This window comes from Ruminococcus flavefaciens, from assembly GCF_900116855.1.
In the GTDB taxonomy this organism is placed as follows: Bacteria; Bacillota; Clostridia; order Oscillospirales; family Ruminococcaceae; genus Ruminococcus; species Ruminococcus flavefaciens_R.
Genome location: NZ_UETD01000014.1, coordinates 15,102 through 29,009, shown reverse-complemented (window position 1 = coordinate 29,009; position 13,908 = coordinate 15,102). Strand labels below are relative to the sequence as shown.

Annotated in this window: 10 protein-coding genes; 8 read left to right on the top strand and 2 right to left on the bottom strand. The window is 49.5% G+C overall.

Annotation, left to right across the window (positions count from 1 at the left end; all coding sequences use genetic code 11):
• Positions 1-83: 83 nt before the first annotated feature.
• On the bottom strand, positions 84-1,172 hold the full coding sequence (locus DSZ37_RS14540; RefSeq protein ID WP_109727606.1) for an MFS transporter: 1,089 nt from the start codon (positions 1,170-1,172) through the stop codon (positions 84-86).
• 434 nt (positions 1,173-1,606) lie between these two features.
• Between DSZ37_RS14540 and DSZ37_RS14535 the strand changes: the two genes are divergently transcribed.
• From DSZ37_RS14535 to DSZ37_RS14500, 8 genes are all read left to right on the top strand, one after another.
• A complete protein-coding gene (locus tag DSZ37_RS14535; RefSeq protein ID WP_109727605.1) occupies positions 1,607-2,101 on the top strand; it encodes a CarD family transcriptional regulator in 495 nt (164 codons plus the stop codon).
• 313 nt (positions 2,102-2,414) lie between these two features.
• Entirely contained in the window at positions 2,415-4,700 is a 2,286-nt protein-coding gene (locus DSZ37_RS14530; RefSeq protein WP_109727604.1) for a cellulase family glycosylhydrolase, read from the top strand.
• 297 nt (positions 4,701-4,997) lie between these two features.
• On the top strand, positions 4,998-5,714 hold the full coding sequence (locus DSZ37_RS14525) for a CpsB/CapC family capsule biosynthesis tyrosine phosphatase (RefSeq protein ID WP_109727603.1): 717 nt from the start codon (positions 4,998-5,000) through the stop codon (positions 5,712-5,714).
• 51 nt (positions 5,715-5,765) lie between these two features.
• Positions 5,766-7,709: a polysaccharide biosynthesis protein gene (locus tag DSZ37_RS14520; RefSeq protein ID WP_207655918.1), complete on the top strand. Its 1,944-nt coding sequence runs from the start codon at positions 5,766-5,768 to the stop codon at positions 7,707-7,709.
• Between the two features lie 31 nt (positions 7,710-7,740).
• Entirely contained in the window at positions 7,741-8,778 is a 1,038-nt protein-coding gene (fliB, locus tag DSZ37_RS14515; RefSeq protein WP_109727602.1) for a flagellin lysine-N-methylase, read from the top strand.
• Positions 8,779-8,895: 117 nt separating this feature from the next.
• Entirely contained in the window at positions 8,896-11,229 is a 2,334-nt protein-coding gene (locus DSZ37_RS14510; RefSeq protein WP_109727601.1) for a leucine-rich repeat domain-containing protein, read from the top strand.
• Complete coding sequence (locus DSZ37_RS14505) at positions 11,219-12,778, top strand: leucine-rich repeat domain-containing protein (RefSeq protein ID WP_181380330.1); 1,560 nt, start codon at positions 11,219-11,221, stop codon at positions 12,776-12,778. Before DSZ37_RS14510 ends, DSZ37_RS14505 begins: the two co-directional genes overlap by 11 nt.
• Positions 12,779-12,916: 138 nt before the next feature.
• The gene (locus DSZ37_RS14500) at positions 12,917-13,309 is read left to right on the top strand and encodes a hypothetical protein (protein ID WP_109727599.1); all 393 of its coding nucleotides are present in this window, start codon (positions 12,917-12,919) and stop codon (positions 13,307-13,309) included.
• Between the two features lie 143 nt (positions 13,310-13,452).
• On the opposite strand, the gene nifU is transcribed toward DSZ37_RS14500, so the two are convergent.
• Positions 13,453-13,869 (bottom strand): Fe-S cluster assembly scaffold protein NifU, encoded by a 417-nt coding sequence (nifU, locus tag DSZ37_RS14495; RefSeq protein WP_028519768.1) that lies wholly within the window; start codon positions 13,867-13,869, stop codon positions 13,453-13,455.
• Positions 13,870-13,908: the final 39 nt, after the last annotated feature.

The following is a 13,908-nucleotide window of genomic DNA, read 5'->3' as shown; positions in this document are numbered from 1 at the left end:
CTTCATACCAAAACAAAAAGCCATAAGGAAGCATATCTTCCTTATGGCTTTTTTATATCGTTGAACTGTGCCCGCTCTCATCATCACCAGTATGTGAATATGGCTCCTGCTATTGGAGAGAGCACTATCATTATCAGCGAAAAGCTCAGGGACTCCACTGAGGTGAGAGTCGCCCTCTGTTCCGAGGGAAACAGCTTCTGGAGCTTCGCATTTGTCCGCACCTGCAAAGCATCATCGCCCACTGCGGCTGCAAATCCGCCCAGCGCCATGATGATATAGCTTGCGGAGTGCTCGGCAAGGAGCCCCGTCAGCACAAGAGCGGCAGTAACGGCAAACACCGTTCTGTACCGCACTTTCGGAAATCGAAGTATCAGCCGCGAGCCTACGATGCCGCCTGTCTCCATGAACAGCAGCGCAAGCCCGAGCCCGCCGCGTGGGATGCCTCTCTCGGGAAGCTTTGCCTGCAAAAAGAACAGGAGCAGTATATCCAGCGCCCCGATAAGGGAATTGCAGAGCATAAGTCCCATAGCCCTGCCTGCGCTCCTCAGAAATAAGAAGCTCTCCGTAAAGCAGCACTTTATCCTCGTAAGCGTACTGTGGTCGTTGGCGTCTTTCTGTCCGCCGATCTCCGTAAGCGTTGACAGCACAATGAGCTGCACCGCACAGCAGATGAGGTCGGTGGAGTAGGCGAGCCTGTAGCCTATTGTCAGGGCAAGTCCTGCAAAAAGCGTGGATATGCCGCTGCACACTCTGTATATCACCAGCTGATTTGACTCGAACCGCTCAAATCTGTCTTGTATCCCTGCCTTTTTCATGGAGTCGTAGGCGAGGGCATCGGCGGTGCCCGACGAGAAGTTATAGCACAGCGCCTGAAAGGCGATGGAAGCGCAGACCATGAACAGATCATTTGAGAATATCATTATCAGGCTGCCGAGAAAGTGCATGATACTGCTGACCATGAGCATCTTCTTCCTGCCGAAAACGTCAGCCATGACTCCCGAGGGAAGCTCAAATAATATACTTGTGATGTGGAATACCGTCTCGGCAATGCCGATCTCAACGAGGCTGAAGCCTCTGGCGGCAAGAAGTGCCACCCATGCCCCCGTAAGGGAAAGATTTCCCATAACGGATGACAGATACAGCCCTCTGAGCTGCTTTCTTATATTAAACATAAAAAATCTCCTTTAACTGTAAATTACATCAGTTAAGGAGATAATGCGCGTATTTTCGCTTACTTTTACAGACCTTGAGAGCCTTTCACTTTACTCGGCTAAATCTGAAAAAGGGCGCACTATCCCCGTAAACGGGAAATAATAACCTTTTTTCAGTTGTACGTTTCTGATTTTCCAAAACATACTTATTGCCTCTTTGTCAGTAAAATGTGATTTTCATCATTATACCACACCTGCGGAGATCTGTCAAGCGCCGCTGTCCTGCGCCATTTGCACAAAAGAAAGCCGCTGATTTGGCTAATATGCCTATGACATTTCATCCAAAAATGTGCTATAATAATTGTATAAGAATACAAACGCAACGTGTAGCCCCTATCAGGACGTAAATCCGGTTGATAAAGGGCTGCACTCTTTTTTTACGGAGGTGCATGACCATGTATAACGCAGGTGACGCTGTTGTTTATTCATCATACGGTGTTTGTGTGATAACCGCCATCGAGGATCACGATTTCAGCGGCGAAAACGTGGAATACTACGTTCTTCGCCCCGTCAGTGACAACAAGAATAAATTTTATGTCCCCACCGACAACGAAGCCCTCAAAAGCCGCATGAGGAGCGTCTGCTCACGCAGCGAGGTAGAGGAGCTCATAAGCGAGATGCCGCAGGAGGATATGTTCTGGATCGAGGACGAATCCCGTCGCAAGGAGGAGTACCGCAGGATCATCGACTCGGGCGACCGCCGAAAGATAATCGGGCTCATCAAGACCCTATACATCCACGGCGAGGAGCTGGCTGCCCAGCACAAGAAGCTCCGCTCATCCGATGAGAGGTTCCTGCACGAGGCTGAGAATATGCTCTATGACGAGTTCGCATATGCCCTCCGGCTCAACAAGGACGAGGTCCTCCCCTACATCAGACAGCACATATGAGACAGGCTCCGAATTGTGAACAGAACAATTCGGAGTTAATTTTTTTGTTCCTCGCCGGAACATATTTGACCTGAACAGCAAAATTTTATATATAAATAATATAATTGAAATATTCAGGTTTTGTTTGTTGAATTTCTTATAGACATTTATACTAAATTCAAAACCGATATTTCTATGCAACTATTGTTGCATTTTGCACAAATCCTATTGACATTATTCTACGTTTGTGCTAAACTTTAGTTGTAAAAAAAGAGAGGGATTTTCTGCACTGGATCCCGAGATAAAACTTATTAATATTAGGGAGGAATATTGTATGTTCACAAACTCAAAAAATGTGAAGCGCGTGATCAGCATATCAGCTGCGGCTATGTGCCTGTTCTCATCGCTCCGCATTGCTCCGATCGGTGATATCGCCGACGCAGCAGGTACAACCATGACAGCCTTTGAGATCACAGAGAATATGAAGATAGGCTGGAACCTCGGCAACACTCTGGACGCCAAGGTCTCAAAGCCCGATCCCAACAATCCCAAACGTTCTATCGATCTGGAAAGCGCCGGTCTTGAGACCGAGACTTCATGGGGCTGCCCCAAGGCTAATCAGCAGCTTTTCGACGCACTGAAGGCTAAGGGCTTCAACACAGTCCGCGTTCCTACCACATGGTTCCAGCATCTGGACGAGAACAATAACATCGATCCCGAGTGGATGGCTCGTGTAAAGGAAGTCGTTGACTACGGTATCAAGAACGATATGTACATCATCCTCAACGTTCACCACGAGAACTGGATCAACAGAAGTGACCTCGTGAACGCTTATGATGATATCAAGCCCAAGCTCCTGAAGATCTGGACTCAGATCAATGAGGAGTTCAAGGATTATGACCAGCACCTCATCTTCGAGTGCATGAACGAGCCCCGTGCCGTTGACCAGCCTCATGAGTGGTGGGCTGCAGCGGCAGTTCCCGAGTGTGACGTTATCAACAAGCTCGAGCACGATTTCGTTGACCTTATCAGAAGTTCGGACAGTCCTTACGCTAAGACCCGTCTCCTTATGCTCCCCGGTTACTGTGCAAGCGCAGAGACACAGTTCCTTGAGGCTATTGACGTTCCCAACGATCCTTATGTAGCTGTTTCTATCCACGCTTACACTCCTTATGACTTCACAATGAATACAGCAGTCAAGGATCACTCTGTATTCACAAGCACATATTCCGCAAACCTTGCAAACATCCTTCAGGGTATGCGCGATACATTCATCGACAATAACATCCCCGTAGTTATCGGCGAGATGGGTACTTCAAACTTCGGCAACACCGAGGCAAGAGTTGCGTGGACAACACAGTACTTCACAACAACAAAGAAGTACGGTATTCCCTGCTGCCTCTGGGATAACGGTCAGGTAAGAGATCCCGAGGACGAGTATCAGAACCCCGGTGAAGTACACGGCTATATCAACCGTACAACAGGCGAATGGAATCAGGATTCACTTCCCGTCATTGAGAAGATGATGGAGATCATGAATGATGATTCTATCAAGTGGGCAAGCGAAGGTCATATCCCCACTGTAAAGCATCAGGCATACGATGAGGGTACAACATTCCTCGCAGGCCCTTACGAGCTGGACGCTTCAAAGGATAAGGAATACAAGAATACTACTCCCGGCGGCGAAGGCGAAGTTGAGTGGTCACAGCTTGAGGGCAAGGAAGTTGCTATCAAGTTCACAGGCACAACTCCTGTACTTTGCTTCTCAGACGCAAGCTACGGCGGCTGGACTGAGATCAAGCCCTACGATGTGGACAAGGACAACGGCATTGCTTACTACAACATGGCAGGCGTTCCCGATGCATGGGGCAAGGATCCGACTACTATAGCTCATATGCAGGCTAAAGCTCCCAGCAAGACAACAACAGTTGATTCGATCGTTATCCTCAACGCTCCCGAGGGAGATATCCCCGAGCCCATTGCTACTGCTCTTATCAAGAAGGTAGACCTTTCAGAGGCTAAGGATTCGGATTCACTCACAGTTACTATCGCAGGCCCCGCAGGCACAAATAACGACGGTGCTCTCGGCTTCATGAAGGGCGATGAGTGGACACAGATCGAGTGGAAGGGCACTATCGGTGCTGACGGCACACTCACAGTTACTATCCCGCTGGCAGACGTTCCCAAGGGCAACGCTGAATTCCAGGTATGGGGCAACTTCGATAAAGTTGAGATCAAGGACGTAAAGATCGGTTCTGCTGATCCTCAGATAACTACATCGACATCTACAACCACAACTACCACAACTACCACTACAACAACCACATCTACTACGACTACTTCTACAACTACAAACGTTACAACAACCACCAAGCAGGGTCCTTCACCTCACACAGGCGGTCAGTATGGCGATACAAACTGCGACGGCACTGTTGAACTGGCAGACGCTATCCTCATCATGCAGTTCCTCGCAAACCCCAATAAGTACAGCATTTCTGAGGATGGCAAGGATCTCGGCGACGTTGACAAGTCCACAGTAGGTCTTACATCAAACGACGCTCTCTTTATCCAGGAGTACCTCCTCCACCTCAGAGACAGCCTCACACCTGCTAACGCATAACCCAATTCTTTCAATTATACCTCTGAAATGCAGCTGCTGAAAAGCAGCTGCATTTTTTATAGATGTCCTTATATACAAACTGACTTATGGCTATTGAATTATAATATATTATTAACTTTTGTAGCCTATTGACAAAACAAGACAAACTGTTATATAATTATAGCAGTATCGCTGTAATCGAACACTAACTTACAGCAGCTTATACTCAAAAATTATAACAAAAGCAGAGACATATATATGCTTTTTTAATGAATAATAAACCCATCTCACTCAGGAACAAAAGGATGACAACTGAATATGCTTACTGATTACCATTGCCATATTCTGCCGGGGATCGACGACGGCGCATACGACGTGGATACCTCGCTCAGTATGATAGAAACTATGAAGGAACAGGGCGTGGAAAGAATAGTCGCTACGCCCCATTTCTATGCTCACGAGGAAAGGTCCCTCACAGAATACCTCATCAGGCGTGAGATCGCCTACGAAAGCATCGCGGACTTCGCTGCGGTGCCGAATATCCTGCTGGGCGCCGAGGTCGCCATCGAACACGGGATATCAAAAATACACGGCATTGACAGACTCGCTATCGAGGATACAGGACTCATACTGCTCGAGCTGCCTTTCCGTGACTTCGAGGACTGGATGTCCGAGGAGATAAATGCCATCGCTTCAGAATACGGTCTTACCGTCATACTTGCACATATACACAGGTATCTGACGTATTACTCTCCCGAAAATTTCGAGAAGATACTAAAGACCGACGCCGTCTTTCAGTTCAATAACGAGGCTTTCCTCGTCGAACGTGAGACCGAGCTGTTAAATCGCCTGAAAGACGAGAAAAAGAGGATCGTCTTCGGCAGCGATGCACATAATATGGGCGCAAGACGCCCGAACTGGGATATGCTTTTGGAGGAATGTGACCCCGAAATTTTAGAGGCTTCGAATGATTTCATGATAACGGCAGATAATACTATCGAAGTCCTGTCCGCCTGCGATTCCGCAAGCGTGTAAGGGGAACAACTGTCGGCACGCCATAAGGTCTGCCGATACGGGGGGAAGATTTTGAAAAAATTAATAGGTAACTTCAGCTTCCGCAGAGTGGTGCTCGCCTTTGCCGACGCTTTTATCGTCATAGCCGCCGCTCTTATCGCAAACTTTATCCTGTCATTCTTCGGAAAGGACATAAGCCGCGGCGATATGCTGATCAGCTTCGTCATCGGCTCTGTGACCTGCTGTGGGTGTCTGCTGATTTTCGGCGCCTACAACAAGCTCTGGAGATTCTTCCACAAGCGCGATTATCTTTCCTGCTTCTACGGAGTACTTTTCGGCTTCATCGCCTCGGGCAGCTTCGTATACATCCTCAGGAATGAGCTCGCCATAGGCTATGTGTGCCTTCACGCTCTGCTGACCCTCATGGGAGTGTGCCTTTTCAGATTTCTGTTCAAGGAGAGCTTCGTCACCTTCTCAAAGATAAACTCAGAGGAGGGCAGAAAGCGTACCATGATCGTCGGCGGCGGTCAGACCTGCCGCATGATACTCACCGAGATAGCCAATGCGCGGCGTTCTCCCTATGAGGGGGACAAGGTCTCGGCGGAGTATGAGCCTGTGTGCATAATCGACGACGACAGAAGCAAGATAGGCACCGAGATACAGGGCGTTACCGTTGTCGGTACCACATCCGAGATAATCAAGTTCGTGGATCAGCAGCATATCGAGCAGATAATCTTCGCTATCCCCTCATGTCTTGAGGACGAGCGCAAGAGGATACTTGATATCTGCTCGGGTACAAACGTCCCCGTCAAGGTGGTTCCCTTCATAGGAAACCTTATCTTCGACAACGGCAATACTCCCCTGCTGACGCAGATGCACGATATAAAGGTGGAGGACCTGCTGGGACGAGCCTCTGTAAAGTTCGACAACGAGGAGATACGCCGCTTTATCCACGGCAAGGTCTGCATGGTCACAGGCGGAGGCGGCTCCATCGGCTCTGAGCTGGTGCGCCAGATAGCCAGATACAGCCCCGAACGCATCATAATTGTGGATATCTATGAGAACAATGCCTATGAGGTCCAGCAGGAGCTCATTATGGAATACGGCGACGAGCTTGACCTGAAAGTGCTCATAGCCTCTGTCAGGGACTATTACCGCATGGACAGCATCTTCGCTAAGTACAAGCCCGATATCGTGTTCCACGCAGCTGCCCACAAGCACGTTCCCCTTATGGAGAATTCGCCTATGGAGGCTATAAAGAACAACGTCATCGGCACCTTCAATACCGCCACCCTTGCCCAGTTCCACAAGGTAAGGAAGTTCGTGATGATCTCCACGGACAAGGCTGTCAACCCCACCAATGTCATGGGCGCTTCAAAGCGCTGCTGCGAGATGATAATACAGTACCTCTCTCAGCAGAAGGACGGCTGTACCGAGTTCGTCACCACACGCTTCGGCAATGTTCTGGGCTCAAACGGCTCAGTTATACCGCTTTTCAGAAAGCAGATAGAATCGGGCAGACCTGTTACGGTCACTCACCCCGATGTCATAAGATACTTCATGACCATACCCGAGGCTGTAAGCCTTGTGCTGGAAGCCGCTGCCATCGCAAAGGGCGGCGAGATATTCGTGCTGGATATGGGTCAGCCCGTCCACATCGTAAGACTGGCGGAAAACCTCATCCGTATGTACGGAAAGGTCCCCTATAAAGATGTGGAGATAAAGTTCACAGGCCTCCGCCCCGGCGAAAAGCTGAAGGAGGAGCTGCTCATGGACGAGGAGGGACTCCAGAAGACCTCCAACGAGCTCATTTTCATCGGCAAGCAGATATATCTCGACGGCGACGAGTTCATAAAGCGCCTGAGAAGGCTCCGCAACGCAGCCAATGAGAACCTCAACGAAGCGGCTATCCAAGCCCTTCACGATATAGTTCCCACATTTATAACTCCCGAGGAGTTCAACAGAGCGGAGCTTATCAAGGAACACAAAAATATAGCAAATATCAAAAGGGACTGACTTACAGTCCCTTTGTTTTTGGAGGAAAAAAATGATATTCAGAACACCGACCTATTACAGGGATTTCCGCTGCATTGCAGGCAACTGCCGCGACAGCTGCTGCAAGGGCTGGGAAATAGATATCGACAAGGAGACCGCCGCGTACTACGCAGGCGTGGGCGGCAGCTTCGGAGAAAGGCTCCGCAGCAGCATACGGGACGGCTCATTCCTGCTCACCGCGGACGAGCGATGTCCCTTTCTCAACAAGAGCGGCCTCTGCGACATTTACACCGAGCTGGGCGGCGACAAGCTGTGCAGGATATGCTCCGACCATCCGCGGTATTTCGAGTGGTTCGGCTCTGTGAAGGAGGGCGGTGTGGGTCTTTGCTGCGAAGCGGCGGCGGAGCTCATAGTCTCCCGTCCCTTTGCCCTCTGCGAGGAGGAGGTCCCCGACGAGACAGCCTCGGGAGAATACGACGAGGAGCTGTTTTCCATGCTCATTGCCGCCCGTGAGGAGATATTCGCCGCACTTGCGGACGAGGAGCTGTCCCTCCGTGAAAGTCTCTGCCGTGTGCTGGATATTGCCGAGAAAATGCAGCTTTGCATAGATATGCCCTTTCCCGACAGCGAGGAGGAAGCTCCTGCCGAGGAAGCTCTCCGCGGTGCATTTGACCTGCTTTCGGAGCTGGAGCCCATTGACGAAAAATGGCAGCCATACATTGCCGAATGTTCGGCAAAGCTTTCCTGCTCCTCTGCCCCAAACAGCGGCACGGAACCTGTGCTCCGCAGACTGGGGAGCTATTTCATCTTTCGCTATCTCCTTAAAGCTGTGTTCGACGGAGAGGTGCTCAGCCGCGCTAAATTTGCGGTGTTCAGCCTTATCGTCCTTGACAGGCTGTTCCGTATACAGGGCTGCTCCGACATCTCGGACTGCGCCGATATCGCCAAGAACTACTCAAAGGAGACGGAGTACTGCGAGGAAAATATGGAGGAGCTGCTTTACCGCCTCGGAGTGGATAAGGAGTTCAGCCTGCGTTCACTGAAAGGCATACTCGCCTGCACATTCGGCGGAAATATGGACGAATTCTGAAAAAACGCAGTGAAATACGAAAAATAAGTGAAATTCATTGCAATATCGCGCCCATTGTGCTATAATGTATAAGAATTAACAGCTTCGGAAAGCTGTAAAAAATGAGAGGGTAATATTATGTTTGACCGTAAAAAAATAGCTGCCTTTATAGCAGGAGTGCTCCTGTGTGCTTACGGAGCCGTCCCCGCGGCTTCATTTGCCGATGATGAGGCAGAACCGACCACTGTGACCGAAGAATCTGAGCCCGAGGAGGGCGCTCCCTACGGTGACTACACCATCAGCGGAGACTTCATGTACTCAAAGACTATGGACGGTGACGCCCGTATCGAGGATTGCACCGCTTCAGGCACAGAACTGGTCATTCCCGATACTATCGACGGACTCACTGTCAAGGAGCTGGGCACAACAGCATTCGGCAGTGACCCCGAAAATTGCAGCTTTACAAGCATCACCATACCTGCTTCCGTGAACTATATCTCTGCGGACAATCCCTTTATATACTGCACGAAACTCACCGAGATAAAGGTGGACAGCGGCAATGAAAGCTACACTGCCGAGGACGGCGTGCTCTACAACAAGGACAAAAACGAGCTTATCGCCTATCCTGCAAGCAAGTCGGGAAAGAGCTTCACAGTGCCCGACAGCGTAAAGAAGCTCTGTGCAGGTGCATTCTACAATTCACAGCTCTCCGAAATAAAGCTCCCCAAGGCTCTCGAGGAGGTAAACTACTTCACATTCGGCGACATGAAGGAGCTGAAGAAGATAGACCTCAGCGGCACGACTGTGTACAGCCTCGGCTCGTATGCCTTTTCAAATTGCGATGCTCTCGAAGAAGTACTGCTCCCCGATACTCTTGAGGACATCGGCGGCGGTGCATTTGCAGGCTGTAAGAGCATCACAAGCATAACTCTTCCCCAGAGCCTCCTCTCCATAGGACAGTATGCATTTGTTGACACAGGTCTCACCGAGATAGATGTGCCCGATTCCGTTGAGTCCATCGGCTACGGCGCTTTCGGCTACTCTACCAGCATGGGCAATTTCGTTGCCGATAACGATTTCGTTATCGTCGGCAGCTCAGGCTCCGCCGCACAGAGATACTCCGTTGACTCGGATACCGATTACGATTATGTCAACAACTTCACTTTCCTTACCCGTGAAGCAAAGGAGGAACAGGGCGAGCTCCTCAACCTCGAAAGGATAACCTCGGGCGACTTTGAATACGCCATCACCGATAACGGCGCAGTTCTGCTGTCATGCCAGTCCTCGGAGGCAAAGGTGACCGTTCCCGAGGAAATAGACGGCAACAAGATAGTAAAGATATACCCCACCTGCTTCAGCCCGTGTCAGGCTTCGGAGATAATCCTCCCCGAGTCGATCGACGAGATAAGAGAGATGGCTTTCTACGCCTGTCCAAATCTCAAGTCCGTAATCATACCCGCAAGCGTCAAGACCATCGGCAACAACGTCTTTGACAAGTGCTCGCTGCTGGAAACAGTGGAGATAAAGGGCGCTGAAACTATGGGCGAGCTGGTGTTCTGCGACTGTAATGCACTGAAAAAGCTGACTATCTCAGGCGAGCTGAAGGAATGGAACGATCAGGAACCCTTCGTTGACTGCAAGGCCCTTGAGGAGATCACCGTTACCGACGGAAGCGGCAATTTCACCTCTGAAGACGGCGTTCTCTACAACAAGGACAAGACTACTCTCATAGCTTATCCCGCCTGCAAAGCGGACAAGAGCTTCACCGCTCCCAAGTCAGTTAAGAGCATTGCTCAGTCAGCTTTCTACGGCGCGGTAAACCTTGAATCCGCCGACCTTTCATCTGTGACCTCAATAGAGTCCTTTGCCTTTGAAAACTGCAAGGCGCTGAAAAGTGTAAAGCTCTCCAAAAAGCTGGAGACATTAGGCTCAGATGCTTTCTATAACTGCACCTCGCTGAAAAAGCTCCGCCTGCCCAAGACCCTGACAGACATCGGTGCCTGTGCATTCGGTTACTGCTATCAGGAACAGGTCAACTCCGACGATCCGGAAGCCACAAATGTTCTTGTTGACGGTTTCAGAGTTTATGCTCCCAAGAATTCCACAGCCTACAAGTACGCAAAAGGCTGCGGAATGGACGTAGTAACGGGAACCGTTGAGCTCTTTGGCAAGAATTACGACATCAGGCTCCTCGGCTTCCTCGGAGGACTCATACTCGCCTTTATCGCTGTACTCATAGGCAAGAGCGCCGCTAAAAAGGTCAAGGCAAAGAAGACCGAGAAGGAGCTTGCGGAAAAGCGTGAAAAGGCTGCGGAGCGCCGCAAAAAGCGTTCCGAAGATGAAGCTGAGGAAGATGACGGTGAGGACTATGATGAGGATGAGGAGGACGAGGATACCCTCGACCTTGATGACGAAGATACAGATGACGAGGATGAAGATGACGACGAGGAGGACGAAGAAGATGAAGACTGATCTCAGAAAACTCGCCGCTGTTCTCGCTTCCGGCATTATCGCCGCCTACGCTGTACCTTTCAGTGCGGCAGCAGATGACCTTCCCGGTGTGGATGAGCCCCTTTACGACGGCTCCTATTACTACGAGCTCAACGAGGACGATACCTACACCATAACCAAGTGCTCAGCCACCATCGTATCGGAGATACCGTCTATCAGAAACGGAAAGACCATAACCGCCATAGGTGACGAGGCTTTCTACGGCTGCACGGGAATAAGTACGCTGAAGATACCCGATACCATAAAAACTATCGGAAGCCACGCTTTCTACGGCTGTACGGGTATGCAGAAGGTGACTCTGCCGAAAAAACTGGAATCTATGGGCGACTATGCATTTTTCAGCTGCAGCTCCCTCGAGGAGGTTACAGTTCCCGACACCATAACAAAAATAGAGCCCCTTACCTTTGCGCTCTGTGACAATCTCCAGCAGGTAAATCTCCCCGATACTATCACGGAATTCGGCGAGTATGCATTCTATCAGTGCCCTGCTATCAGCAGTTTCAGGCTGCCTGCTTCCCTTACCACCATAGGTCCCAACGCCATGGGAAGCTGGTTCTCCATAAAGGATATAGACACCTCCGCAAACAGCTCCTTTGTCTATGAAAACGATATGCTCATGACCAAGGACAAGAAGGAGATATACCGCGCCTCAACGGATATGAAGGGCGAGGTGAATATCCCCGACGGCGTTACCAATATAAGAGACGGCGCTTTCTCCACCTGCGCCGAGATAACCGCAGTACACTGCCCCGACAGCCTTACTGCCATAGGTCAGGAAGCTTTCAGCTACTGCTCGGGCATAACAAAGCTGGACCTCAATCAGGGACTCCATACTATAGACTTCGGCGCGTTCATGTTCGACCAGTCCATTGAGTCTGTGGATATCCCCACAACCGTTGACACCATCGGCGAGAACGCCTTTGCATACTGCATGAAGATGGAAAGGCTCATTCTTCCCGAGGGTCTGAAAAGTATCGGCGTAAAAGCCTTTATGGCGTGTGATGGGCTGAAACAGGTAAGCATCCCCAAGACTGTCAGCAGCATTGGCGAAAACGCCATAGGCTTCACGGTAAACGACTCTCAGGTACAGCCCGTTGAGAACTTCACACTCAGCGTTTTCGCAGGCTCGGCAGGCGAAAAATACGCCAAGTCATCGGGACTCGAATACACCGTCACCGACCGCAATCTCAAGAAGTTCGCATTCATAGCCGCTATGATAGGACTTATCGTCTTAGTTCTCGTATTCGCTCTTGTGCTTATGAAGCGCAGCAAAAAGACCGCTCCTGCTGCTGCAAGAAAGGCAGAAAAGACTGCAAAGAAGCAGGCAGAGGAACTCAAGGAGGAGAAGAATTACAAGAAGATAATGGACTCCGACGAGGATGACGAGGATGAGGATGACGATGAGGACGAGGATGACGATGACGACGAGGATGAGGATGACGACGAGGATGATGACGACGACGAGGATGATGACGACGACGAGGATGATGACGACGAGGACGATGATTGACTTTTGATAAAAAAGTTTAAGCCATAGTATTTCTGATATATCGTCAGAAGCACTATGGCTTTTCTATTGACAACATTCTTTTCCCGTGCTATAATAACATTAATTCTAATTCAGGCTTTTATAATGAAATAGGTTATTATGGCATTCCGTATATGTACGTTAGATGAATCCGAAAAACGTGAGTATACTCTTACTATGTTTCCCCGCTACGGTGAAAAGCTGAGACCTGACGGAGGAATTATTGACTCTGAAAACGATATCCGCTTGTTTTACTACGGAAACGGTCCATTCAGAGAACCTTGCAGCGAGTTTCAATTTATTTTTGATTATAAAGGTGTTGCAATGAATATTAACATCTTTGAAAAAATCAAAGATAATGACATTTATTATTCCATTATCGAGGTCAAGGGAAACGGACAGTTATCTATCGATGAAATTAAGCCGTCTCTTCGTGACGCGATCAGGATATACGGAACCAGAAAGTATGCTCGTCACAAAAATGTTTCGGATATGATCCATATCAGCTTTTAATGATGAATCAAAGAGCAGTTCGTCTGCTGTCTGACAGAATAATTTCCGATCTGAGCAACTGAATAAAACACAATGCCCCTTAGTGCTGTGAAACACTAAGGGGCAAAACTTTTATATGAGTACCCGTCCGATGGACTATGTTTTTATTCCTCGGGCTCCTTGATCTCGCCTACGATGGGAAGGGGATCAATTCCCTGTCTTGTGTAATAGTCCGAAAGTGCGGACCTTACTGCCTGCTCCGCAAGTACTGAGCAGTGAATCTTTACTGCGGGAAGTCCGTCAAGAGCCTCCACAACAGCCTGATTTGTCAGCTTCAGCGCATCGTCTATGGACTTGCCCTTGATGAGCTCGGTCGCCATTGACGATGTGGCAACTGCCGCACCGCAGCCGAAGGTCTTGAACTTTGCATCTGTGATGATGCCGTTGTCTATTTTCAGGTACATCTTCATGATGTCGCCGCACTTTGCGTTGCCGATCTCTCCTACGCCGTCAGCGTCCTCGATCTCGCCCACATTTCTCGGATTTGAGAAATGATCCATTACCTTTTCACTGTATAACATAGCAATTACTCCTTTGTAAATATTTCGGGCTGAAACATT

Coding starts and splice junctions, on each gene's coding strand:
- DSZ37_RS14500 (WP_109727599.1), top strand. CDS start 12,917: ATGGCATTCCGTATATGTACGTTAGATGAATCCGAAAAACGTGAGTAT.
- DSZ37_RS14530 (WP_109727604.1), top strand. CDS start 2,415: ATGTTCACAAACTCAAAAAATGTGAAGCGCGTGATCAGCATATCAGCT.
- DSZ37_RS14540 (WP_109727606.1), bottom strand. CDS start 1,172: ATGTTTAATATAAGAAAGCAGCTCAGAGGGCTGTATCTGTCATCCGTT.
- DSZ37_RS14505 (WP_181380330.1), top strand. CDS start 11,219: ATGAAGACTGATCTCAGAAAACTCGCCGCTGTTCTCGCTTCCGGCATT.
- DSZ37_RS14510 (WP_109727601.1), top strand. CDS start 8,896: ATGTTTGACCGTAAAAAAATAGCTGCCTTTATAGCAGGAGTGCTCCTG.
- DSZ37_RS14525 (WP_109727603.1), top strand. CDS start 4,998: ATGCTTACTGATTACCATTGCCATATTCTGCCGGGGATCGACGACGGC.
- nifU (WP_028519768.1), bottom strand. CDS start 13,869: ATGTTATACAGTGAAAAGGTAATGGATCATTTCTCAAATCCGAGAAAT.
- fliB (WP_109727602.1), top strand. CDS start 7,741: ATGATATTCAGAACACCGACCTATTACAGGGATTTCCGCTGCATTGCA.
- DSZ37_RS14535 (WP_109727605.1), top strand. CDS start 1,607: ATGTATAACGCAGGTGACGCTGTTGTTTATTCATCATACGGTGTTTGT.